The sequence below is a fragment of the Priestia sp. ST2 genome, from assembly GCF_055810735.1.
The window spans coordinates 38,511-64,840 of the sequence record NZ_JBVVNT010000004.1 but is presented as its reverse complement, the minus strand read 5'-3'; the positions used below and the strand labels follow the sequence as shown (position 1 = coordinate 64,840).

The 26,330-nt window shown below is 34.2% G+C and carries 21 protein-coding genes and 1 other annotated feature (1 of these 22 only partly in view); of the genes, 19 read left to right on the top strand and 2 right to left on the bottom strand.

Annotated elements, in window-relative coordinates; genetic code table 11:
- The first annotated feature begins 177 nt into the window (after positions 1-177).
- Positions 178-1,164 carry an MBL fold metallo-hydrolase gene (locus tag AC0KUU_RS17475; RefSeq protein WP_043982729.1) on the top strand — a complete coding sequence of 329 codons (987 nt, stop codon included), beginning with the start codon at positions 178-180 and terminating at the stop codon, positions 1,162-1,164.
- Positions 1,165-1,204: 40 nt separating this feature from the next.
- Here the strand turns inward: AC0KUU_RS17475 and htpX are convergent, their stop codons facing one another.
- Positions 1,205-2,077, bottom strand: coding sequence for a protease HtpX (htpX, locus tag AC0KUU_RS17470; RefSeq protein ID WP_043982731.1), 873 nt, complete (start codon positions 2,075-2,077; stop codon positions 1,205-1,207).
- Between the two features lie 325 nt (positions 2,078-2,402).
- Positions 2,403-2,990 (bottom strand): glycerol-3-phosphate 1-O-acyltransferase PlsY, encoded by a 588-nt coding sequence (plsY, locus tag AC0KUU_RS17465; protein ID WP_136789968.1) that lies wholly within the window; start codon positions 2,988-2,990, stop codon positions 2,403-2,405.
- A 610-nt stretch (positions 2,991-3,600) separates the two neighbouring features.
- On the opposite strand from plsY, the gene AC0KUU_RS17460 reads away from it, so the two are divergent.
- The 18 genes from AC0KUU_RS17460 to AC0KUU_RS17375 all read left to right on the top strand — a co-directional run bounded on the left by AC0KUU_RS17460 (position 3,601) and on the right by AC0KUU_RS17375 (position 26,194).
- Positions 3,601-3,789, top strand: a complete 189-nt coding sequence (locus AC0KUU_RS17460; protein WP_225049418.1) for a hypothetical protein — start codon at positions 3,601-3,603, stop codon at positions 3,787-3,789.
- A gap of 306 nt (positions 3,790-4,095) precedes the next feature.
- Positions 4,096-4,407, top strand: a complete 312-nt coding sequence (locus AC0KUU_RS17455; RefSeq protein ID WP_098248245.1) for a hypothetical protein — start codon at positions 4,096-4,098, stop codon at positions 4,405-4,407.
- 130 nt (positions 4,408-4,537) lie between these two features.
- Entirely contained in the window at positions 4,538-5,278 is a 741-nt protein-coding gene (locus tag AC0KUU_RS17450; protein WP_322552474.1) for a glycoside hydrolase family 25 protein, read from the top strand.
- 34 nt (positions 5,279-5,312) lie between these two features.
- Entirely contained in the window at positions 5,313-5,633 is a 321-nt protein-coding gene (locus AC0KUU_RS17445) for a pyrophosphohydrolase domain-containing protein (RefSeq protein WP_165575008.1), read from the top strand.
- A gap of 366 nt (positions 5,634-5,999) precedes the next feature.
- A complete protein-coding gene (locus tag AC0KUU_RS17440; RefSeq protein WP_098332899.1) occupies positions 6,000-7,685 on the top strand; it encodes a hypothetical protein in 1,686 nt (561 codons plus the stop codon).
- 12 nt (positions 7,686-7,697) lie between these two features.
- Positions 7,698-9,275, top strand: coding sequence for a hypothetical protein (locus tag AC0KUU_RS17435; RefSeq protein ID WP_074894646.1), 1,578 nt, complete (start codon positions 7,698-7,700; stop codon positions 9,273-9,275).
- A complete protein-coding gene (locus AC0KUU_RS17430; RefSeq protein ID WP_322552180.1) occupies positions 9,272-14,380 on the top strand; it encodes an FtsK/SpoIIIE domain-containing protein in 5,109 nt (1,702 codons plus the stop codon). Before AC0KUU_RS17435 ends, AC0KUU_RS17430 begins: the two co-directional genes overlap by 4 nt.
- A 97-nt stretch (positions 14,381-14,477) precedes the next feature.
- Complete coding sequence (locus AC0KUU_RS17425; RefSeq protein ID WP_028408965.1) at positions 14,478-15,356, top strand: DUF4007 family protein; 879 nt, start codon at positions 14,478-14,480, stop codon at positions 15,354-15,356.
- Entirely contained in the window at positions 15,353-18,787 is a 3,435-nt protein-coding gene (locus tag AC0KUU_RS17420; RefSeq protein ID WP_322552179.1) for a hypothetical protein, read from the top strand. Before AC0KUU_RS17425 ends, AC0KUU_RS17420 begins: the two co-directional genes overlap by 4 nt.
- A 20-nt stretch (positions 18,788-18,807) precedes the next feature.
- Complete coding sequence (locus AC0KUU_RS17415; protein WP_231504516.1) at positions 18,808-19,608, top strand: hypothetical protein; 801 nt, start codon at positions 18,808-18,810, stop codon at positions 19,606-19,608.
- Positions 19,609-19,727: 119 nt separating this feature from the next.
- On the top strand, positions 19,728-20,111 hold the full coding sequence (locus AC0KUU_RS17410; RefSeq protein WP_028408962.1) for a hypothetical protein: 384 nt from the start codon (positions 19,728-19,730) through the stop codon (positions 20,109-20,111).
- A gap of 201 nt (positions 20,112-20,312) precedes the next feature.
- On the top strand, positions 20,313-21,263 hold the full coding sequence (locus AC0KUU_RS17405; protein WP_035335328.1) for a sugar-binding transcriptional regulator: 951 nt from the start codon (positions 20,313-20,315) through the stop codon (positions 21,261-21,263).
- Between the two features lie 5 nt (positions 21,264-21,268).
- Positions 21,269-21,592 (top strand): hypothetical protein, encoded by a 324-nt coding sequence (locus AC0KUU_RS17400; protein ID WP_322552178.1) that lies wholly within the window; start codon positions 21,269-21,271, stop codon positions 21,590-21,592.
- Between the two features lie 182 nt (positions 21,593-21,774).
- Positions 21,775-23,076, top strand: a complete 1,302-nt coding sequence (locus AC0KUU_RS17395) for a pyrimidine-nucleoside phosphorylase (protein ID WP_162214439.1) — start codon at positions 21,775-21,777, stop codon at positions 23,074-23,076.
- A 21-nt stretch (positions 23,077-23,097) separates the two neighbouring features.
- Positions 23,098-23,772 (top strand): deoxyribose-phosphate aldolase, encoded by a 675-nt coding sequence (gene deoC, locus AC0KUU_RS17390; protein ID WP_013057476.1) that lies wholly within the window; start codon positions 23,098-23,100, stop codon positions 23,770-23,772.
- A 59-nt stretch (positions 23,773-23,831) separates the two neighbouring features.
- Complete coding sequence (locus AC0KUU_RS17385) at positions 23,832-24,230, top strand: cytidine deaminase (protein WP_013057475.1); 399 nt, start codon at positions 23,832-23,834, stop codon at positions 24,228-24,230.
- A 19-nt stretch (positions 24,231-24,249) separates the two neighbouring features.
- Positions 24,250-25,431, top strand: coding sequence for a NupC/NupG family nucleoside CNT transporter (locus AC0KUU_RS17380; protein ID WP_013083603.1), 1,182 nt, complete (start codon positions 24,250-24,252; stop codon positions 25,429-25,431).
- 148 nt (positions 25,432-25,579) lie between these two features.
- Positions 25,580-26,194 (top strand): AmiS/UreI family transporter, encoded by a 615-nt coding sequence (locus tag AC0KUU_RS17375; RefSeq protein ID WP_025751370.1) that lies wholly within the window; start codon positions 25,580-25,582, stop codon positions 26,192-26,194.
- A gap of 42 nt (positions 26,195-26,236) precedes the next feature.
- Positions 26,237-26,330 (top strand) — a binding site (T-box leader) (it continues 151 nt past the right edge of the window).

Sequence of the window (26,330 nt, the reverse complement as noted above, 5' to 3'; positions counted from 1 at the left end):
TATTAATAGTATGAGTTTATGTAAAATGTTTGTACGAGTACAAAGAGTCATCCAATTATTGAGGCTCAGCACACTTTTACAAAAGGTAGAAGTTAGCAGGAAATTGACTATTTAAAAGAATAAAACGTTTAACAGTATAAAGCAGTAAAAAGAATGCAGATATAGGGGTTTGGTAAAATGAGTTTAGATCATAAGGTAATACGCATTGAGCTGCCTACGCCATTTCCAATTGGACCAGTGAATGTGTTTTTATTAAAAGCAGACAAGTTAACGTTAATTGATGCAGGTATGAAAACCAAAGAAGCGTGGAATGTTTTTGAAGAGGCGCTTCGTAAAGAAGGATATAAAGTAACAGACATTGAACAAGTGATTCTTACTCATCAGCATCCGGATCACACTGGATTTTTAGAATGGCTGCCGAGTGATATACCGGTTTACGGTCATAAGCTTGTGGAGCCTTGGATTTACCAAGATGAAGAGTTTGTTCAGCAGCATAATGAGTTATACCGTAATTTCCTTATGGAGTTTGGAGTCAGTGATGATGTAATGGATACATGGCTTCGTAAAGCAACGGCTGCAATTCAAGTATATTCACCTAAAGGACAGAAGCTAGCAGGGTATTTGAAAGAAGGAGATACACTTCCGTATGCCAGTGATTGGGAAGTGATTGAAACGCCGGGACATTCCTTGAGTCAGCTGATGTTTTACAATCGAAAAGAAAAAGTCGCGTTTGGCGGAGATCATATTTTGCCAAAAGTACCGTCAAATCCATATTTAGAGCCAACCATTCAAAATCCTAAGCCAACGCCGCTATTGGACTACTTGGCGTCTCTTGAAAAAACGTTAAACTACGACATTGATTTGATCTACAGCGGACATGGTGAACCGCTTGGTGACATTCATTCTTTAATTATGGAACGTATTCAAAAGCAGCATAAATGGGCCCTGCGCGTGTTACAAGTAATGGGTGAAGGAAAAAAAACAACGCTTGAAGTCAGCGCAGCTTTTTTCCCGGATATGTATCAAAAAGCACCGGACTTTATTTTCTCAGAAGTGTACGGCCAGCTTACGTATTTAGAGAAAGAAGGATACGTTGAATTAACAAAAAATCAAGATGGCGTCTTGCTGTGGGAAACTACACGTGTGCTTGCTCCTCAGTCATAACATAAAAAACCAGCTTCTATAAAGAAGCTGGTTTTTATGCTTATAGTGAATGCAAGCGCTCAATGCGTTTTTCAAGCGGCGGGTGAGTAGAGAATAAGCGTGAGAACTTTTCTTTGCCGCTAATTTTAAAAGCAGCAATTGATTTTTGACGGTCATCTACTAATGAAGTAGTATGACGAAGCGATTCTAACGCATAAATCATTTTTTCTTTACCACCGAGTTTAGCTGCAAGCGCATCGGCTTTGAATTCACGTCTTCTTGAATGCCAGAAGATAATTGGGCTGCTTAAGATACTAAAGAGAATCTCAAATACAATCGATGTAAGGAAATAAACAACCATCGCAAACTCTTCTCGCACAAAGTTTGACACCGCTTTGGCTACTAAACGAGAGAAGAAAATAACGAATGTATTTAATACTCCTTGCAGAAGCGTAGTTGTGACCATATCCCCGCTTTTAATATGTGCTATTTCGTGAGCGATAACGCCGCTGATCGCATCGCGGTCCATTCGTTCAAGCATTCCGCTTGAAACGGCAACAAGCGAGCGTCTTTTACTTGGCCCAGTTGCAAAAGCGTTAACTTCCGCTGAATGATAAATTCCGACCTGAGGCATTTTTCTTAATCCTGCAACAGATGCAAGTCGGTGCGTTTCTTCTAAAACAAATCGTTCATATTCACCTTGAGGAGAACGTTCATCAATAACTTGAACACCCATCATCCACTTTGCCATCACGCGTGACATCATAAGAGAAATAATCGCGCCGCTGAAGCCGGCAATTACGCTAAATGCCAGCAGGCCGCCGTAACCGCTGCTTCCCATATAGCTTTGAACACCTAATAAAGATGTAATCGTTGTGATTGTGATTAATACTAAAATATTAACGAAAATAAACAGTGAAATTCGTTTTAGCACAAGTCTTCCTCCTTTAACTAATACGTGCATGATAGATATACGGTTAGAGGAGAGGAAAGGTTTCATTTATTTATTCAAAGTTATTAAAATTAAAAAGGTTATTATGCTAAGTTATTAAATAGGAAATATCAAATTACAAAATGAGATACAAGAAGTAGCGGAATGTATAATTTACTCTATAACCAAGAGCGTTTGTTAAAAGAAATTTTATAATTTACGTCTATCTTCGGACGAGACGTACTAAAATAATAAAAAAGGTGTTCAAATCATGAACACCTTTTTGGCAAAAATATTTAAAGATTAATAGTAAATAACTTTATTACGCTTAAAAATTAACTTTTGGTTCTGTACCTAATTTAATGCGTTTGAAGTTTTTAATATGCTTCCATGTAATGAAAACAAAAATAATGGCTGCAAATACCATTAAAACTACATCGCCTACATAAATTGATGCTAAAAAGGCAACCAATGCGCCAATAGGTGAAGATAAGGATACGTATTTAGAAATTTTGAGAGAAATTAAAAAAGCAAGAACCCCTAGAATGAAAGCTAATGGTGAAAATGCAAGGAATACACCAGCCGCAGTCGCTACGGATTTTCCTCCTTTAAACTTTGCAAAAACAGGATAGCTATGTCCAAGAATAGCGATAAATCCAGGGACAAGCATATGCAAGTGGCTATTCATCATAAGCGGTAAACAGACAGCTAGCGAACCTTTTGCTATATCGCCGATCAATACTATAATACCTGCTTTCTTTCCTAAAGTGCGAAAGGTATTAGTGGCTCCTAAGTTACCGCTTCCGTGCTTGCGAACATCGGTTTTGTAAAAGCCCTTTCCAATCACTAAAGCAAAAGGAATGGACCCAATTAAATAAGCTAATAAGATAATTATAGCGTTTGTTAATACGTTCATTGTTGGCACCTCAAATTGTGTTGTTATTATTCATTTTATAGCAAGATATCAAGAGTAAAGTTTATTTTGTTTCTGAACACTTCTATCAGTATGTATTGCTTCCCAGCGAGTAAATTGTGGTTTCTTAAATAGTGGAAGGTAGCTTTTATATGGATAGAGGGTGCTGGCAGTTTCGGTAGAGTATTTGTAAATTCAACTGTATTCTTAGCGGAATAGTTTCATGACTTTATGTTAAGATATTTTTGGATTTTCAAGCCTTCCTACGCATTAGGACGAATCCATATGTCCATTATAAATATGTAAAAAAAGCAAAGAGGATAGGCGGAAAGGCAAAAATAAAAAAACTTGCTACAATAACAGCAAAGTTTTTTGCGCATCAGCCGTTCTGATTTTTTCTACAAAAATAAAAACTTGTAATACAATTTTTAAAATATAACATAAATGTTTAAGGATTAAAAGATATTTTGGGTATATTGTATTAGAAGAAATGTGTTTTAATATTTTTTTATAAAAAATAAGACAAAGAAATTAACAAATCAAAAGAAATATAATAAAATGTAAAACGGTGTTTCGAAATATTAACTTCTTAAAGTTGAAAGGGGTCCTGCACTTGTTGTGGACAGATATCAAAGAACGAGAAGTAGTTATGTACAAAAACTGCCAGGCGAAAATTTTAGAAAAAAAGGTGCCGAATAAAATAGTCGTGCGCAATCTAGAATTCCCGGAAAAAGGCGATTGGATATCAGCCGAGCTTGATTTTGAAGCTGTTGAAAAATTTGAGAAGAGTCGAGAACACTAATACGAAAAACATTTTATAATACTTCTATTTGTTATATAAGAAAAAGCCGAGCTTACATTTTGAGTTCGGCTTTTTTGTTTATGTGTAATTCGTTTTCTTTACGAAGAGCTCCTCGTTATTATATATAAAACCGCGCCTTTTCCTCTCATTCATTTTCCACTATTACACTAGTCCCGTACAAAAACGTATCTTTATAAGGGACTATCGATTTATTTTTAGTACACGTATTTTTGCCACTTTTTTCATATACAACCGTTCAGAAATAAAACCTCTGTGCATACATTGAAGACAAAGGGGGAGGATACATTGGGAAAAACAAGTCGTATATTGAAATGGGTCAGCGGGGGATTAGAGGCTCTTTGGGGGATTCCCCTCCTGGGCGGCACCTTGGTTATAAGCCTAGCCTACACGCCGCTTATTCTAATGCTCGCATTGCACATCGTAGGTTTAGTATTTGCGATTAAAACAAACAAAGTTCGGACAGGGCATATCATGGGAATTGTCTGTTCTGCTATTGCGTGGATTCCAATTGTCGGCATGATTATGCATATTTTAACGGCTATTTTCTTACTGATAGAAGCAGCCAAAGATAACGAGCCATCTGAAGACGCAGCATAAAAGAAAAGCCGCCTGATTTTTAGGTGGTTTTTTGTATTTTTTAGCAAAGACTTGAAGGCTCTATTGTTTTAGAAAATCCTTTTTATGTTAGAATATTAGAAGTATTTTCCGGAAAAAGGGGGTAAACATAATAGACAAAGCCAATCAAAAAAACAAAAGACTGTTTACAGCAGGACTCATATTAGTCGCTCTTGTAAGCTTTATATTTTTACTATGGAGTAAAGGATGGGTAATTCCTAATGCGATAAGTGCCAACCGCTATGATGTAAAAGGCGTAGACGTATCTTCTTATCAAGGGCAGATTGATTGGAGTGTGCTGAGTAAACAAGATATTCAGTTTGCTTTTATCAAAGCAACGGAAGGAAGTTCATTTCAAGATCCTTTATTTAAACAAAACTGGGAACAAGCAAATCGGAAAAACATGCGGACCGGAGCTTATCACTTTTTTAGCTACGATAGCAAAGGTTCCACACAAGCGGCTAATTTTATCAAAACGGTCTCTCTTAAAAATAACGATTTGCCTCCAGTGATTGATGTAGAATTTTACGGAGATAAAAAACAAAACCTTCCGTCTCAGAAACATGTATACAAGGAGCTTTCTAGCATGATTAAACGTCTTGAATCTCATTATGACAAGCGCGTCATTCTTTATACGACGCCTAAAGCGTATGACTTGTATATTAAAAACAGATATCCTGAGTGTGATATTTGGATTCGCGATGTTGTGAAAAAGCCTACTCTTGAAGAGCAGAAGAAATGGACGTTTTGGCAGTATACGGACAAAGGGCGGTTAAGCGGCTATAAAGGTAAAGAAACGTTTATTGATTTAAATGTGTTTAACGGAAATCAAGCAGAATTTGAAAAATACTAGTTTACTAGAAAGGTAAGAGATGGAGGGAAAAATAATGCCTACTTACAACAAGCTAGTGCGAGATAAAATTCCTGCGATTATTGAACAAAGCGGAAAAACCTTCAAATCACGCGTGCTGCAGCGAGAGGAATATCAACATGAGCTGATAAAAAAAGCAAAAGAAGAGCTTCAAGAATACATAGAAGCCCAAACTCATCAAGATGCTATTGAAGAACTCGCAGATTTCCTGGAAGTTATGCAGGCGCTAGCAGCTGTGCACGGGGCCACGCCAGAACAGCTGGAGAAAGTGCGTGAGGAGAAGGCGAAGGAGCGCGGGAAGTTTGATGATCGGGTTTATTTAGTTGAGGTAGAATAAATTATTTTAGTAAAAGGAAAAATGAAGATGATTTTGTCATTTGTTCAAGAACCTACTACATTTCAGGACTGATTTTAATTATTTGGTACTGCATTACAGAGATTACAGGTAATTTAAGTTAAAATAAAACAATTTTATTCCAGATATTATTATATCTATGCTATAATCAATAAGAGAATAATGAGGTATAATTACCTAAAAAAGGAAAATTGAAGATTACTTTTTACCTATTTTGTCTTTTGATGGATAGCTTTTTTATTGTCGATTAGAAGCAATTTGGGCTGTTTTTATGCCATCAATTAATTATTGGAATTATGAGATTAGATAGTATCAGAATAATAAAAATGACAAAAGGAGAGAATGACTTTGAATAAAAATACATTTGTTGACTATTTAGATCAATTTAATGTTTTATCTCCTAATCACTCTAAAATATATGATGAATATACATACGATAAAGGTAAAGACTCGTATGTTTTTAAAATTGAAACCAAGGCAGAAACGTATCTTTGCAATTTATTTTTAAATAACCCTCAAAGCATTATACTAACAGGAAATGCAGGGGATGGAAAGACTAGGTTATGTCGTTCCATTTATAATTATTTTCACCAAGATGGTTTAGTAGATTGGCCTGAATCAGGAATACTCGAGGTGGATTTTCCGCACGGGAAAATTAGAATGGTTAAAGATTTATCAGAACTGAAAGACGAAATTATCCTACAGGAGCTTAGTAGATTACAAGCAAGTATAAACGATAACCATGCAGATAAAATATACTATCTTATTGCTGCAAATGAAGGTAAGTTGACTAAGTTTTTATCCCAACATGAACATCTATCCTCGTTGAAAGTGGAAGTTAAAAGACGTTTTAAGACCCATTTAGAAAATAATTCTACTTTTAGTATTATCAATTTGTTAGATGTAACCTCATCATTATACGTTGAAAAAGTCTTAGATGAATGGAATAAAGAAAGTAACTGGTCGGTATGTGAAAGTTGTTCTAAGCAAAAAGCGTGTATTATAAACTTAAATCATAAAAGATCTTCCAAAGATTTTGTGAAAAATAGATTGGTAGAACAATATAGGTTTCTTGACTATTTGGGCACCCACATAACTATGCGTGAAATGCTTATACATATTAGTTATATCCTTACCGGTGGTTTAACTTGTACAGATGTGTTGAATGCAGATTATGAAGCCTTAAAATACCAAATTGACAAACCATATTATGAAAATTTCTATGGGAATAATGCTGCCAATGAAGCTCTTTCGGATATGAGAGCAATAAAACTCTTTAAAGAATTAGATCCAGGAAGATATTCTGATTCTAATATAGATGACTTTATTTTAAATGGCGATATTAGTGGCAATGCCCAATTGGAAGCTTTACATGAGGATTTATTTAATTCGGATTTGGATTTATATCTAGGATACTTTAAGAAAAGATTAGATATTTATCGTAATCATAACAAAGAGAGTAATGATAACCTCATTGAAGAATGGATAGAAAGGTTAAGAAGAAAGTTTTATTTCGAATTCCCTTCAGAAGAATTTTTTAATAGAACCAATTTAGTTCCCTTTAAATTTGTAAATATATTCGACGAGCTCTTTGGTGACCAAAGGAAGCAGGCGATAAGCAAAAGGGATTTAACTAGAGGTCTTAATCGGGCTTTTTCTAAAAGATTAGTGGATAGTAATAGAGAATTATTCTCTACTTCAGAAAATCTAATGATTCATTCAAGTATACCTATAAGTCAGATGAAAATAAGTGAAGAAAAACAAAGAGAGGATATTGATCACAGATCCTCTAGCTTTGAAATTACCGTGGGTAAAACTAAACTATTTTTAAATTTATATGTATTTGAATATCTCATGCGCTTAAGCAACGGCGATACTCATAATATTTTAAAGGAAGATGTGGAAATCCTTCTTGATACATTTCGTAACGAATTAATAAAAGAAACCGAAACAGACCCTTTTGTATTAAACATTCTAAGGCTAGATAAAGAAAACGGTTTGTATGTGCAAGATTGTATAGAAATTTTAGAATAAGGGTGAATAGACATGCAGAATTCAGATAAAAATGTAGAAGAATTTTCATCTCAGCTATCTGCAAAAATCTGGGGGCACCGTTTTAAAGATGGTCAACGTGGACCAGAGTACGTTTTAGAGTTCTTAAATGTTTTATATGGAACAGATTATCAACTAAATGCAGATTGCTATTTTAGAAATAAATCACAAAATTTACGTAAATTTATCTTTGAAGGGGTCAAAGAAGGTAGCAAGCGTGGTAGCGCCCAACTTGATCAAGAAAAAAAGAAATTTCTTTATGAAAAACTTCAAGATGATAACAAAATTGAAGTTATTAGAGATTTTTTTAGAAATCTAGAAATACCTCTTGTGGACGGAAAAGGAAAGGAAGCTGATCGCTCTTGGTATGCTCGATCGTTATACCCTTTACACGAGAGCCTACTTTTTTTCGAGTTGCGTGTTAAAGGTGAAAATACTTCTTACGAACGAAACTTTTTTGCACGTGGTGGAGAATTATATTATTTAATGGTTTCTTATGGAGCTAAAAATTTCCCAGGTGTTAAACATAGAATAGAGCAGAGGTTTCAACAGTTATTACAAAAAAACAATTCTGTTGGTCAAATAGTAGACTCTATCCAAAGTGTTTTAGGAGATGAAGGTGAAAATAAGTCTGAAGATAGATATCCATTAAAAAAGGTGGAAAAGCTGTCTAAGGAATACCCTCATTTGCCAATTGAAGAGCACGAACTTTTTGACCAGTTTGCTGAAGAAATGTCAAACTTATTGAATTTAGATATTGATGTTTACGATATGTTCAAGCTTTTAACAAGTTTAACTTGCTTTCATATTTTATTGTATATGTATGAGCGATCTAAAGTAGATGTCAACGATCGAATAGAGTTTTTCTTCGATTGTTTAGATGGTAAAAATAAAGAAGTACAAAAAATATCAACTAGTACGTTTAAAAATAATGAGATTTTAATTAAAGAAAAATTTGAAGACTATTTCTCAAAGCAATTTTTCAGTATTATCGGTCATGAAGAAGAAGTCAATAGAGAGTTAAGTAAATGGAAAGAAGATCCCATGATCTTTATTGAGAAAATGGGTTTGCAAAAACTTCAATCTCGCAAAAAACGAGTAATAAACTCATTGCAAAAGTGTAAAAATTATGAGGATGTAAAAGACAAACTCCATAACGTAGTAAAGGAAGTCATTTCTGACACATTAAAAAGGCACCAAATTTCTATTAATAGAACTTTAGCTAGAGATGGCGGAGTAGGTAACTTCAAAGCGGGTTCTAGTTACAGATATTTGATGACAGATACGTTCTTACAAACACTAGTTTTTATCAACGTGAAACCAAAAGAATCAATAGAATTTAGTGAGTTTTTAAATATGCTATATAAAAAATATGGGTTCATAGTAGGGGAAATGCAAGCGCGAGAAAGTGCATTGTATGATAGGTCAAAAGTCAACATTCGTCATTATCAAAAAAATGAGTTGGCTCTTAGGGAGAAATTAAGAAAAAACGGATTGCTAGTAGAATATTCGGATGCTACAGCAATGATTAGAAATCCGTATGAGATGGCAGAAGGTGTGATGACAATATGAGCAATATAACCGAAGACAAATTGTTGGCACAATGGATTAATAGGCTGTTAGTAGATCATTTTAAGAAGCAAAAAGATGAACATACAGAAAAGTTATTTGTTAAAATAACCGGATTAACTTCAAATAATATTCAGCTTTTATTAAGTGAATTAAACTTGAATATAGGTTCAATGAGTAATTTTTACGAACCAGTTATTCGAACAATAACCCCTGTAGAAGGTTTTAGTAATTTTGCATATAGAGACTTCGAAACAAGTACATGGCTTAGAAATAATACTAAATCTCATCAGGCTCTAATTTTAGTTATTAACGAAATGACACCTGAAGCACAAAGTTTAGAGAACCTATTCACTGTTGATGAATCCTATTTATTAACTTCAAGAGGGTTAATGTCTATTTATAATATTTTAGCAGAATCTGGACAGATTGCTACGGATGAGATAAAGCATATTCAAGATTTTATTAAAACTTATCAAAGTATTTGTGAGCCGCAACTCAGAAATGTTGTGAAGTTTTTGGTTCATGTATTAAACGACAATAGTTCCTCAGTTATAGATAGTATTCAAAAGAATTTACCTCACCTTAATTTGTTTATTGATATGAAGCTAAAAATAGGTGGAGCAGGTAAAAGCCGTTTACAAAAGAACTATCTACTAGCTAACTTGCAAATTAAAGAATCACAACATGAGAAAATACAAAATAATCTATACTTATTTTTAGAACAAGAAGAAAAAAATAATTGGCCTGACGAGATTTGGGAAAGTAAAAATATAGACGAGTTAACTAAAGAAGCAATTGAGTTTTTAAACCAAACATCAGATGCTTTTTTATTTAATGATTTTGACTTTGTCCAAAAAGTCACAGACTTTAAAGTAGGACCTCCGACTATAAAAGAGCAAATTGTTGAAGTATTAGAAGAGAACAAAGACCGTTTCGATCAAGAAGAATTAAAAAGCTTTGAAAATGGATTAGATGAAGTAATATCTAATGATAGTCCTGAAGCGATTAAAGAATTTGTGGAAGAGTTTGAGGAAGAATTAGCTTCTAAGAATGGGCTTGTGAAGAAGTTAAATCGTTCTGTAGAAAAACTAATGAATCCATCTATATACAGTGATATAACACTAGCTCTTTTAAAAGAGACATTTTCTCTAATTGAAGACGAAAGAGAGAATAGTAACATTATAAACTCAAGGTTTAATTTACAAGTTATTACATCTAAAACAAGTGAAAATGTTTTAACAACTTTGAAGCTTTATTTAGAAGGGCTAGAAAAATTAGTACCGAAGATTACCTTTGATAAACTAAAGTTACCTACAGTAGACGAAACTTCTAAGGATACAGATATTACATTTGAATTAAAACACTACATTGATAATGAATTTATAGGAAATCGTAAATTTAAAATTACCTCATTTAATAATCTTGAGTTATGCACTCTTAAGCAATATGCTGAAAAAGGTAATTTACCTTACATCAAAAATTATGCAGAGAGTGACCTAGAAATATTAGATGTTAATAACTATATGAAGTCAAGTGTGAAAAATTATCTCTCTATGAATGATCAAAACATGCAGCAACACTTTGATTATTTTTCAGCTTATTTAGAGCAGTATTTAGGTCATATAAACAAAGCATTTAAAGAAGGTTTTTTTGTACTAGATCCTCAAGGACTAGAGCAAGAATTAGAAGAAGTTCTTTCTCGTGTTTCAACTTCTTCTTCCGTTGCTAAACATATTTATCAAAACATCAATATTATAGGTGCCGTAGATTATTTTGATACAAAAAAGGGAGAATCTAGAATACCTGACTCTAGAAAGCTAACTATCGTAAATCCTATCCGGTTAATAGCATATCTTAAGCGTTTTGAAACTCTTAACCAATTTGTTCAAAAATGGTGTGAATATGCTACTCAAGGTAACCTAGAAGTAGAAAAGTTAGAAGAGTACTTAGAATTTGCATACAGTAAAGTTAGTCATTTAGCACCAAGGTATTTTTCAGTATTAGAAGACGATACTTATTTAATCGAAAATGACGAATATTTTGGAGAAGGATCCTTTGTTATAAATACAAAGCAGGCACAAAATACTGACTACTTATCTCAGGAGCTATCTGAAGAATTAATAAAAGTAGTTAAAAATTATTTAGAAGTGTACCCCTATGCAAAAGACGGGCTGGATATGCTTTTACTACATTGTCAGAGTAGTGAAGTAGTTATGAAATGTATCGATGCTTTATTTTCAAAAACGAAAGTGAAGAAAATGCGTTTAACTATTCACAGCGAATCTGCTGCTAAAATTCATCACCAATTAAATAAATGGCTACAGCAAAAAGAGGAATATACGAAGTCTGAATTGAATAGTAAATTCCCTAAAATTGAAATAAACGTAATTTCAGGCAGGAACCTTAACGAAATATCAAATCAAGTTGAAAAACAGATGGTAGATGCTGATTTAGTAGTGTTAGCGGACTACTTTGGTCAAGGAGAACAAGTGAAATACAGATATGAACGTGTCACTCCTATAAATTCAACAAGCTGGTTTGAAACCATATATAAAGAGCCACTCAATAACGATGAAGCTGTTAAACGTATAAGTTATGTTAGTGAGCATTTACCTAAAACATTACAATATTTTTATCAATTACAATATATAGTTCAAACGAATTTAATGCCTGAAAAAAATGAGGTACAACTTTTAAAAAATATGATATCAATTACAAGTGAAAAACAGAGCGCATTAATTGACTTTATGCATCAACGCTTTAATTGGTCAGTAATTTTAGATAGATATTTAGACAAAACGCTTTTAACTAAAACGTCTAGTGAAGCAAATATTATTCAATATAAACCTAAAGTAGGAAAGAGCAGTCGTTTCAAACTTATTGTTTCATCATCTAAATATATTCGTAAACTTACTGAAGAAACAAATGATTTTGCATACTATGACCGGTTGCATCGTAAGCTCGTATCTATAATGAAGAACGAAAATATATCTCGAGACGCGATCATTGAAGCTGTTAATAAAGTTAAAGATATTTCAGGAGCTCTTGTCTTGAAGGTAATTGGTCGAGGGAAATATGCTCACGAAATGCTAGCAACTTATTTATCTACTGAAAGAAGGCTTACTTACAGTGAACGTAAGCTGCAGGTATGGTCGGTTTGTGATGACTTACCTTGGTTTGCTAGTAACAAAAGAAGACCAGATTTAGTCTTGACTACTATTGAAAGAGAAAACGAAGGTTTAAAGATCACATTTGAATTGCTAGAGCTTAAATTCATTAACCATAATATCTTTGATAAGGAACGTTTCGACGCTCTTAAGCAGGTTAAACCTGGTATAAGTTTATACAATAATCTGTTTAGATTTGGTAACGAACAGTTAGACACAAATCATTGGAGGAGTGAACTGGTTCAGTATTTTATCGAAAAGAATTCTTATGGTCCGGAACATGCGAAACTTCTAAAAGACTTACAGCATATTTCTTTAGATAAAATAAATGTTTCCATTAGTGGAAGCGTAGATGTTTATTGTTATACGTCTAATTTAACGGAATATAATTTTGAACAATTAGAAAATGGTGTATATATAGATTCATTAGACTCTAATATAAAAAATTATATATATACTCGTGCATACATTTTAAACACGTTGCAAGCAGACGAATCAGATATGCCTGAATATGAAGAGCTTGCCAAATTGGAATCTTTGAATGAGACATTACAACAGACTTTTGAAAATAAAGATATTGAAGGAAATAGTGAAAAAATAGAAGGTTTGGGGAAACCAGAGAACTTAGAAGTTCAAAATATTGAGGTTAATAAAGCGGATAATGAAGAGGTTCTAAGAACAATGGATAACTTAGATGTTCATACTACTAACATTGTCAGTGGAGAAAAAGACCTGAAAAATGAAGTTATTAACACTCCAATAGCAACAATAGAACTCGATAATCATAGTAACTATAGCTATCCTGAAATTAAAGCTCTTAACGGTCTAGAGCTAGAGTACGAAGTGGAAGATAACGATAGTGAAGAGCTCAAAAATACGTATATTCGAAAACTAAAATATAACTTTAACCATAATAATATTCACATTAATGTAAAAGAATCGATTATTGGTTCAAGTGTAATACGTCTAATTTTAACACTACCACCGGATCTTTCAGCAAATAAAATTATTTCGCGTACAAAAGATATACAGCTATGGCTAGGATTAAATAGTGAACCACATGTCTTTATTAACAACCGGGGAATGAATATAGATATTGTAAGAGAACAACCTGAAACAATTTATTTTGAGCAATTTATGAAGCTTACAAGAGAGCAGATACAGCAAGATATCAAAAAAACAAATTTAATTGCTCCATTGGGTCTTAATCCACTGAATGAAGTTATTTATATGGATTTCTCTAGTTCTCTATCTCCTCATCTTTTGACCGGGGGAACAACGGGCAGTGGAAAGAGTGTTACACTAAATTCTATTATTTTAGGGATAATGTGCTTATATGATCCTGAGCAAGTTCAATTTATGTTTATTGATCCTAAAAAAGTGGAGTTTACAATTTATGAGAATAAAAAACATACAATGAATGTTATTACTGAAATTAGTGAAGCAGTCCTAATTCTTCAACACATGGTAGAAGAAATGGAACGCAGATATACTACGTTTGCTCAAGAAGGTGTAACCAACCTAGAGGAGTATATTGAAGAAGTAGAAATTGTTCTTCCTAGAATAGTAGTAGTCTTTGATGAATTCGCTGATTTTATGACACAAGATGCAGATATGAAAAAACAAGTAGAAAATGCCATCATGAGATTAGGACAAAAAGCAAGGGCAGCAGGAATTCATTTGATTATTTGCACCCAAAACCCAAAATCTGACATAATAAATACTAATATTAGAAATAATTTAGGTGCCCGTTTAGCTTTACGCGCAGCTGATGCAACTGCATCGAATATCATTTTAGATGATTCAGGAGCAGAAAAGCTTGCAGGAAAAGGCGATTTCTTAGCTAAAGTTCATGGGAATGTTGAGAGAGGGAAAAGTCCTTTCTTAACTCCTAAAGTTCGTAGAATGCTACTCAAATATTTTAATAAAACGGAATAATAAGTTGTGCATCTAGACGATGTCTAGATGCCTATCTTTTCATAAATTTCATTACTGGTAAGATTGTTCCAGTAATAATATAGAAAGGCGAGAAAGAATGGGATACGGACAACATCAAAGTTTTTATTTAAGGGATAGATGGTTAAATAAGGCAATTAGACATTTAGAAATAGATGAACGCTTCTTTTATGATAAAGAAGCGTTTGAAAAAATTGGTTTAGGTAAAAATATGGTTCAATCACTGCGCTATTGGGTAGTAGCCACCGGCGTTGTTGAAGAGGTTTTTAATGAAGATAGAAAAAAGGTTCATAAAATTACAGAATTGGGACGTTTAATTTTTGAATATGATAGGTTTGTTAAACTTCAAGATACTGCAGCGATCCTACACTATCAGATGGTAAAGGAAAAAGAGCCTAGCACAGCCTGGTATTGGTACTTTAACTACTTCAATGAGACTATCATCACAAAAGATAATCTGTTAAGTGAACTAATTTTATGGGTAGAAAAGAATGAAAGTAAGCCTGTTTCAGAGAGATCTCTAAAGAGAGATATTGATTGTTTGGTAAAACTATATACTGCTGGGCAAAATACTAGTGATCCTGAAGAAGTCATTCAAAGTCCTCTCAACAAAACAAAGTTAGTAGAGGAAAAGAAAGGGATTGTATATAAACGGACTACCTCAGTAAGTGATATAGGTTTATCGGCGCTAATGTATGTACTCTTAGATTATAAAACCCTTCACGGAGTAAGTAATATAAGTGTAGATGACTTAGTTAATCAACCCGCATTATGGGGAAAAGTATTTAACATGAAAAGAAGTGCTATTGTAAATGCTTTGAATGAATTAACACAAAACCCTATTTATAATTTAACGTTTATTCGAACGAATAATCTAGATTTAATTAGAATTCCTGAAATTACTCCATATGAATTTTTACAACAAGAATATCGTCGTAAGGTAGGTGTAACCAAATGATTAAAACTAATGATACTTTTAAAACAAGTGTTAATATAAAATTTGATTTAGGTAAAAAAGAATTTATTAACAGATATCTACCTACACCTTCTCATGCTGAATCACTTATAGGGTTATTAAAAGGATTTACTAATTCTACAAATTCGAAAGCTCATATGATTGTGGGTCCCTATGGTACAGGCAAATCTCTAATTGCTACAATCGTTGGCGGAATTGTTTCCAAACAAGTTGATAGAGAAACGTTCAAAAGTCTACAATCGAAATTTAACAAGGTGCATGATGAAATATATGAAGAATTAAACAATGTAACGGATAATCCAACTACATATTTAACAGTAGCATTAAATGGAAATGAAGGACGTTTCCGACATGCTATTCTCAATGCTATTATACGTACTTTGAATGAAAATGAAATCGATATTGTTTTACCTGGACAAAACGGTAAAATAATACAAGTTGTGGAACTATGGGAAGAAAAATTTAATAAGACATTTAAAGCATTTAAACGTTTGCTAGCAGAGAATGATAAAGATTTTAAATTATGGCGATTAGCAATTTTGAATCAGGAAAAAGAAGAAATCGATTGGTTTATTTCTATTTACCCGGAATTGACAGCCGGTGCAGAATTTTTCGTAGATTACCAAACAGATTTTATTAGTCAAATTAAATTTGTGCTAGATGAACTAAAAAAGAAGAATCTAGGACTATTTATTGCATACGATGAATTTGGAAGAATGCTACAAACTTTAGAGTTAATCCAAGTTCATGAAACGATGCAGGATTTACAAGACCTAGCTGAACTAACGGATCATTATGAAGATAATTTACACCTTTTATTAATTACTCATCGGAATTTAAGTCAGTATTTCCGTGTGTTTCAAGAAGAATTCCGGAATGAGTTTCAACGTATTGAGAAAAGGTTTAAATCTTATTATGTAGAAAGCGATAGTTTTACATTTATTCGTATAGCAGATGCGTATTTAAAGGGAGCATCTCCGGAGAATATACATCTAAATGATGTAGTTAATCAATTGCGTAAATATCCTCTTTTTCCAGAGCTTAATCAACAAGAATTAGAAAAGCTAGTGATTGAAGGTGTATACCCTATACATCCAGTTACCCTATTTTTATTACCTCAATTGTCTAGTGCATTTGGACAAAATGAGCGTACTTTATTTACTTTCTTAGAAAGTAATGAAACAGGTGGGTTAAAGAATCATCTGAAGAAAACTGAAGATTACTATTTGCCCTCTGATTTATTTTCGTATTTCTTTCCATCTATTCATGATATAGATGTTAGTGGTGACGGATTAGAGTCTTTAAAAATATATAAGAAACTAATCAGTAAAACACCAGAGCTAGAAAAAGATAAAATTAAATCTTCAATCCTGAAAATGATTACACTATGGGAATTATCTGGCTTGCATGCAAGGTTCAAGTTAGATACAGATTTCTTAATGTTTGCTTTAAATATCAAAAAAGAAATACTAATAGATAGTTTAAACCAATTAGTAGCCTTAAAAGCAGTAAGATATAATCGTGTTCTAGGATATTGGGAATTACAAGAGGGAAGTTCGTTCTTTATTGATGAATTAATCTTAAGTAGGATGCCGAACTTAAATAATTCAAAAAATAAACAGGTAAAAGCTTTGGAAAATTGTTTGACGAAGCGATTCTATCTTGCTAATGAATATAATGATGTAAAAAGTATGACTAGGTATGCTGAAGTTCAATTTGTATTTGAACAAGATATCCTAGATGAAAACATTGATTTTATCGGAAACCGAACTTCTAATAAAGCAGATGCAACTTTATATTATGTAATTTTAGAATCAAGTCATCACTATAATGAACTAGTAAGTAAAATTAAAGAAATTAAAGATGACATGAGTATTTTTTGTATAAGTAAGTATTCATTTAACATTGTAAAAGAGGCAGTAATCGAACTGCAAGTAATTGACGATTTATTAAAAGATGTTGAACTCCTAAACCAGGATAAAAATTTAAAAGGTGAATTGACTTTAAAAAGAGAAGATGTAGTTTATATAATTCAAGAGTTCATTAGTAAATATACAGCCTATAATAATGATTGCGATTGGATATATAATCAGAAAGAGATTGATGTAGCAAATGAAATTAATTTAGAAAAGTTATTAAGTGACATCATGTTTTCGAAATATCCATTGACTCTTGAAGTTCGTAATGATTCATTTAATAGAAAAACAGTTAATAACATGCAAAGAAAAGCAGGTTATAAAGTATTAGATCATATCTTGAACAGTTATGATCAAAATAATTTAGGTATTGAAGGGCAAGGTCCAGAGTATTTGATCTATGCTACTATTTTCAAAAATAATCACTTTGACCTTAACAATTTAGATAATTTGCAAAGTGTGGAGCTAGCAAGTTTAAGAGAAGATCTTTTGAATTATTTGGAAAAAAATATTCAAGGAAATCTACAACAATTTATTGAAGTGATGACTAATGACCCTTACGGATTAAGAGAACCTTTAATTCCTATCATATTAGTAGCGCTTTTAAGAGACAAATGGGATCAATTAATGTTTTATAGAAATGATATGTATGTGGCTGGAATTGACGGTGAAACCCTCTATAAAATGTTTGAAGAAGCAACCGAATATCAATATGTTTACTATCGATTTAGTGAAGAATATGATAACTTCTTTATGCATTTAGAATCACAATTTAGTAGCTATCAAAATGAGCTAGTGAGTAAAAAACCAAGGGTTATTCGCCTAAGTAGTGGTATGTTGACGTGGCTTAGAAGCTTACCTCGTATTACACAGATTTCAAATAATATGAGTGAAGAACAACGTACCTTTAAAGAATTGATTAGAAAAAGCGAGATTAACCCGCAGGATACATTAAAGAAACTTTTTGTTCTATATAAAGAGGATATTGAGTTTGTTACAAGAAATAAAAAATCTTTAGAAATTCACTTCCCAATGTATCTAAATTCAATAGAGAAAGAAGTAAATAAAGTAATTAAAGTTGAAAGCTTTGAGGATGCAAGAAACTGGGCAATGCATCAAGAACCAGCTATTCAAAAAAGAAATTCCTTAGTAAAAAGTTTGTTAAAGACTAGTGGAGCTAAAAAGCCTATTGAAGAATTCATATCAACTTTTTCAGGTGTAGAAATTGAGAATTGGTCCGACAGAACTAGTGAGGTATTTAATCAACAATTAGCAAACGAATATAAATCTGTAAGCAACTCAAGCGGAATTGATGAAAAGTCAATAGAAATTAAGTACAATAATAAAGTGAAATCTATTACAAATGTGGAATTGTCTACTAAGTCTCAAACTATATACAACAATATAAATCGTATGATTAGAAATGCAGGGAGAAATGTACCAAGAGAAGAAGTGGAATATTTAGTTTATAAATTATTAGAAGAAATTATAGAGTAGAAAATTAGGTGGTGCTAGTTATGGAAAGAAAACCTGTCCATGTTGCAATGTTTAGTGGTGGAGCTGCTAGTGCATATGTAGCTTACCAAATGGTACAAACTTATGGAAAAGAAAATTGTATTTTATTCTTTACTAATACGTTATGGGAAGATGAAGATAATTACCGGTTTATGGATGAAGTGTCTGACTATATAGGTCTTGAGATTACTGAAAGAATCGATGGGAGAACGCCAGAAGAAGTCTTCTACGATTACCGCTTTTTAGGGAATTCTCGTTTGGCGAAGTGTTCGGAGGAGTTGAAGGTATATCAAACGATAGTTTTCTTAGAAGAGCTTCGCGATAAACATAATCTAGAGCCAATTTTGTATTTTGGAATTGGTCCTCATGAAACTCATCGTTCCGATAATTTAACGGAGTTTTATAAGCATTATCCTTTAGAGCCTATCGAAACACGTTTTCCAATGGTTGATACTTTTCGTGAAGATATTGATGCTAAATCAATTATTGAGAATGAATGGGGTATTAAATTACCTCGTATGTATGAGCTAGGCTTCTCTCACGCTAACTGTGGAGGAAGATGTGTTCGAGGAGGTTTTCAACATTATGCACAATTGTATAAAATTTGGCCCGAACGTTACGCGGAGCAAGAAGAAATGGAAGAGAATTTCCGTAAACATTTTGACAAAGATGTTTCCATTCTGAAAAAGAACGGTGGACCTTATACATTAAAACAATATAGACAACAGATGGATTGCGAAGGAATAGACAAATTCTTAAAAACTTCAGATGAAACGGTACCATGCGTGTGTTCATTTTCTTAAACATAAATTGCACAAAAGCAAGCTTTTGTGCAACTTATGTTTTTTTATATAGATATATATATTTTCTCTACATATGGACAAGCTACTTTATAAAGAACTTAGTAGTGGTAGGTGAATATATGATACATCTTAGAGAAGAGCAAACTATTGAAATAGGTCAGAAAATAAGAGTGTATAGAAACTTGCATAAAAATATGTTTTCTATTCAGGATGCTACTACCAAAAAGGTTATTGGATATGGAGAGGGAATACTGTTGGAAAATGTAAAATTTCGTGTTCAAAAAAAGGGTCAAGATAAAGTCCGTAAGACTAAGCAAAAAAGCGTTCATGCCTTTGTGGTAGGTGAATTTGCAGGAATTAAAACTGAAGTTTCAAATGACTATGAGTATATATATTATAATCCATATACTACAGAAAAGTTTGTAACATCAGTAACTCATGAAGAAATAGACGAATGTCAGTCTTGCTTTTTGATTCATAATAAATGTTATGCTAAAAGTTAAAAAATTAACGCACTCCAATATTAGAATGATTAAAATGCATACAAAATCAGAAAGAACTTTTTATCTTATGTTATAAGGTGAAGTTCTTTTTTCTTTTTATAAAATCCCCTCTTGAAATTTTGTTCATCAAACAAGTAAACTAAAGACATAAGTTTGGTAAAATTGGGATAAGAAATTCATGAGGTAGGGGAGAACAAGTCGATGGAGATGGATCAAGAGAAATTTAATAAGGTGATTGAAGCGGCAAGGATGTATTATATTCTTGATTATAATCAAAGTGAAATTGCAAAAAAGCTTGGTGTATCAAGGCCTACGGTTTCTCGATTGCTGCAGACAGCAAAAGAAGAAGGCATTGTTCAAATTAAAATTGTGGATTCATCTATCAATAGTGAAAAATTGTCTTCTCAACTTGAACAAAAATTCAATTTAAAAAAAGCAATCGTCACACCGGTGCCTCAATATGAAAATCACATTATTAAAAGTCATCTAGGCGTGGCAGCAGCTGACTATCTCTATGACATCGTAAAAGACGGAGATATTATTGGGGTGACGTGGGGAACAACTCTTTATCAAGTGGCCATCGATTTAAAACAAAAGTATGTGAATGACGTGCAGGTTGTGCAGTTAAAAGGCGGAGTAAGCCATTCGGAAACGAGCACATATGCTTCTGAAATTATGTACTTATTTGGAAAGGCATACAATACGCCTCCTATGCATCTTCCTTTGCCTGTAATCGTCGATCACGTGGTAGTCAAAAAAGCAATGGAAACGGATCGTCATATTAAGCGTATTTTAGATTTAGGCAAACAAGCCAATATTGCCGTCTTTACTACGGGACCCATTAAAACGGATTCGCTGCTTTTTCAGCTTGGCTACTTTTCCGAACAAGATGTAGAGATGATTTCCTCGCGGGCAGTAGGAGACATTTGTTCACGTTTTTTTGATAAAGATGGACAAATTTGCAATGAAAGCCTGGATGAACGGACGCTTGGACTTGATTTGGACGAACTAAAGAAGAAAGAGTACGCCATTTTAGTAGCGGGCGGGGACCAGAAAATTGACAGCATTTACGGAGCGCTGCAAGGGAAATTTGCAAATGTGCTCGTTACGGATCAGTTCACGGCGCGCTTTTTGTTAGATAAACAAGAGTAAGGGAGATGAAGACGCTGTTTTTTCAAGAGCAAAAGCTTCATCGGATTGAAATAGTAGAAGATATTGTATCTTATTCGGCGTCATCTCTGCAGGCGCAGCGAAACCGGTATCCTTTTCAAACAGACGTCTCAAAAGACGGAGTGATTGCCAAAGGAACCACGGGCTATATTATTAAACGGTGGGGAAGAATGTATTTTTCTCCTGATGCTAATCAAAAAGGAACTGAACGTTTTACGCCGCCTGATCAGCCATATGTATTAATTCCTTATAAAAAGGTAAAGAATAAGTATCGAATCATGTTGTCATTTGTGATAAAAGCTGAAAAATAAGGGAAGACTTCCGAGTGCGGAAGTCTTTTTTTATTCACTAAAACAGCGGCTATAAATATTTTTGAACAAATGTAAATATATCTGTTTACAATTGTTCAAAGCTATTATATAGTAAGGGTGTAAGTTGTTGAAAACGTTTTAGTGGATGCACAATATGCAGATACTTTTAGGGGGAAAACGTCATGAGAATGGTTGACTTAATTGAAAAAAAACGTAATGGACATGAATTAAATAAAGCTGAAATCGATTTTATTATCGAAGGTTATACAAAAGGGGATTTACCTGATTATCAGCTATCGGCATTTGCGATGGCGATTTACTTTCAAGGAATGACGCAGGAAGAACGCGTAAATTTAACGCAAGCAATGGTTGAATCAGGCGATCAAATCGACTTATCAAAAATTGAAGGTATTAAAGTAGACAAACACAGCACAGGCGGCGTAGGTGATACAACAACACTTGTATTAGGACCTTTAGTAGCTGCGGTTGATGTACCGGTTGCCAAAATGTCTGGCCGCGGCTTAGGACACACTGGCGGTACCATTGACAAACTTGAAGCAGTGCCTGGCTTCCACGTTGAAATTACAAATGAAGAATTCATTCGTTTAGTAAATACAAATAAAATTGCCGTTATCGGTCAAAGCGGAGACTTAACGCCGGCGGATAAAAAACTTTATGCGCTTCGTGATGTAACAGCAACGGTTGATTCGATTCCGTTAATTGCAAGCTCAATTATGAGTAAGAAAATTGCAGCTGGAGCAGATGCTATTTGCCTCGATGTAAAAACGGGGAACGGCGCATTTATGAAAAAGCTTGAAGACGCTGAAGAATTAGCAAAAGCAATGGTTGAAATCGGAAAAGGCGTAGGCCGAAACACAAAAGCAATCATCTCAGATATGAGCCAGCCTCTAGGATTTGCGGTTGGTAATGCACTTGAAGTGAAAGAAGCTATCGACACGTTAAAAGGCGAAGGTCCTGAAGATTTAACAGAGCTTTGCTTAACATTAGGAAGTCACATGGTTGTACTTGCTGAAAAAGCAAGCAGCTTAGATGAAGCGCGTGCAATGCTTCAAGAAGTAATTAAAAACGGAAAAGCATTAGAATCGTTCAAAACGTTCTTAAGCGCACAAGGCGGAGACGCTTCTGTTGCAGACGATCCGTCTAAATTACCGGATGCAGCGCACAAAATTGAAGTGCCAGCAAAAGAAGATGGCTACATTTCAGAAATCGTTGCAGAAAAAATCGGTGTAGCAGCAATGAAGCTAGGTGCAGGACGTGCAACAAAAGAATCTGAAATCGACTTAGCAGTTGGTATCATGCTTAATAAAAAAGTTGGCGACCAAGTGAAAAAAGGTGACTCTCTTGTTACAATTCACAGCAACAGCGAAAATGTACAGGAAGTAATGGATATCGTCTACGATTCTTACAGCACGGTCGCTGAAAAAGTGGAAGCTCCAACGTTAATTTATAAAGAAATTCATTAAGAGACAGAGAGGAAGTACAAAATGAGTCAAAACATTACGGGTATTATTGATCATACATTATTAAAAGCAGATGCGACAGAAGAGCAAATTACGGTTTTAGCACAAGAAGCAAAAGAATATTCATTCGCTTCGGTTTGTGTAAATCCAACGTGGGTAAAAAAAGCAGCTGAGTTATTAAAAGATGCTCCAGAAGTGAAGGTATGTACGGTAATCGGTTTCCCTCTTGGAGCTACTACTTCAGCAGTAAAAGCATTCGAAACAACAAATGCAATCGAAAACGGTGCAGATGAAGTAGATATGGTAATCAACATCGGCGCGTTAAAAGATAAAAACTATGACTTAGTGCAAAGCGACATTCAAGCAGTAGTAGATGCTGCAAAAGGCAAAGCGCTAGTAAAAGTAATTATTGAAACAGCTCTTTTAACAGACGAAGAAAAAGCAAAAGTTTCTGAGCTAGCTGTAAAAGCTGGAGCTGATTTTGTTAAAACGTCAACGGGCTTTTCTACAGGAGGCGCAACGGTAGAAGACGTAGCGCTTATGAGAAAAACGGTTGGACCAGATGTAGGTGTAAAAGCTTCTGGAGGCGTTCGAGGCTTAGAAGATGCAAAAGCAATGATTGAAGCTGGTGCAACACGTATTGGTGCAAGCTCTGGCGTATCAATTGCAAAAGGTCAATTAAGCAACTCTGATTATTAATAAATGACAGCAGGTTAGTACTAACTAACCTGCTGTAAACTAAGCAAAGGATGATGACTGTGGAGCCAAAACAATTAATAGATGAAGCAATCGCAGCAAGCAAACAGGCACATGTACCATATTCTCACTTCCATGTTGGTGCAGCTCTTTTAACAACCGATGGGAAGATTTATCGTGGATGCAATATTGAAAACGCTTCCTATGGATTGACGAACTGTGCTGAGCGAACGGCAATCTTTAAAGCTGTTTCAGAAGGGGACAAACAGTTTTCAGCTATTGCAGTTGTAGGAGATACGGACGGACCAATTTCTCCTTGCGGCGCATGCAGACAAGTATTAGCTGAGTTCTGTGATGATCACACACAAATTATCTTAGCAAACCTAAAAGGAGATTTTGTGATTACCAACATCAACGAAATCTTACCGGGCTATTTTTCATCAAAAGACTTACAAAAATAAGTAAGCAGTGGAGGATACTATGAAATATTTAATTGGCATCTTAGGGTTACTCGTTGTCTTTGGATTAGCGTATCTTGCAAGTAATAACCGTAAAGAAATCAAATATAAACCAATCGTTATTATGGTTGTGATTCAAGTTCTTTTATCAGCTTTACTTCTTAACACAAAGTTTGGTTTGATTATTATCAATGCGATTGCCAGCGTTTTTGGAAAGCTGCTTTCATACGCAAACCAAGGAGTAGAGTTCGTATTTGGAGGCATTGCGAATAAAGGATCAATGCCGTTTTTCTTAAACGTGCTGCTTCCGATTGTTTTTATCTCTGTCTTGATTGGGATTTTACAGCACTTTAAAATCCTTCCGTTCATTATGAAATGGATTGGCTTAGTTCTCAGCAAGATTAACGGAATGGGAAAATTAGAGTCTTATAACGCAGTAGCTTCCGCGATTGTAGGTCAGTCAGAAGTATTCATTACTGTTAAAAAGCAACTAGACAAACTGCCGCCAAATCGTTTATATACGCTTTGTGCATCAGCTATGTCGACTGTTTCAATGTCAATTGTCGGTGCTTATATGACAATGATTGAACCAAAATACGTAGTAACAGCAATCGTTATTAACTTATTTGGCGGATTTATTATTTCTTCTATTATTAACCCTTACACAGTAACGGATCAAGAAGATATTTTAGAGGTACAAACAGGTCATAAGCAAACGTTCTTCGAAATGCTTGGCGAATACATTATGGATGGATTTAAAGTAGCAATTATCGTAGGTGCGATGCTAATTGGTTTCGTTGCGCTGATGGCTGCGATTGATAACGTGTTTGAAATGTTATTTGGTCTATCGTTCCAGCATCTTCTTGGCTATGTGTTTGCACCGTTTGCATTCATCATGGGTGTTCCTGCTTCAGAAGTTGTGGCAGCGGGTGGAATTATGGCAACAAAACTTGTAACAAATGAATTTGTGGCAATGATGAGCCTGTCGGATATGGCTTCAACATTCAGTGCTAAAACGCTTGGAATTGTATCTGTATTCTTAGTATCATTTGCTAACTTCTCATCAATTGGAATCGTGTCAGGAGCTGTTAAAGGCTTAAGCGAAAAGCAAGGAAATACAGTAGCGCGCTTTGGTCTTCGTTTACTGTACGGAGCTACGCTTGTAAGCGTACTGTCAGCAATTGTTGTCAGCTTCATTTTATAAGTGTAATAGAAACAGAAAGAAAAGCAGTTTCCTTTTCAAAAGGAATTGCTTTTTCTTTTTTACATGTAAACTACAACTCCGCACATCCTAAAGAAAAACATCGACGCAGAGGAGGACAAGAAAAGCTGGGGGCTTTTCTTACTGAAAAATGGATCAAATTGGACTGTTGCTGTCAGGTGCAGCTTTATTTTTAAACGGACTGATGCTGCTTGGAAAAGCAGATGAAAAAAACGTAGGCGTATTTAACTTATTTGTTGGAGCTTTTCAAGTTATTGTTCCGTTTTATTTAATTATTACGTCAGATCAAAGCAACTGGATTTTGTATGAAAGAACGGCAATCTTTTTATTTGGCCTTACGTATTTGTATGTAGGGGTGACTGTATTAAAGGGAATGCAGGGAACAGGACTTGGCTATTACTCGCTTTGGGTATCGATTATCGCTTTAGTGTACGTTACGGTTTCTCTTGTTCACTATCATGACGTAGTTAATGCCATTACATGGATTCTTTGGTCGTTTTTATGGTTTTTATTTTATGTGCTTAATACGAGCAAAAAAGATGTATCTGCATATGTGGGGAAAGTGGCGATTGTCCAGTCGTGGGTGACGTTGACGATTCCAGCGCTGTTTTCACTAACAGGCGTATGGGGAAATAAGGATATGTACAATATGTGGGGAATCGTGCTGGTGGCGTCTATCATTTATTTCGTATATCTAGGGTATCGACTATTCTTTTCTCAGCCGCAAAAAATGATTTTGAAATAAAGTATTTACAAAAAATAGATAATAATGGTAAGATGTTAGAAATTAAATGCCGTGAAGAGAAAAGTAGACAGCGCGTATTCTTAGCAGAGAGCTCCGGAAGCTGAAAAGGAGCAAGAAAAACGCTGTTGAAACAAGC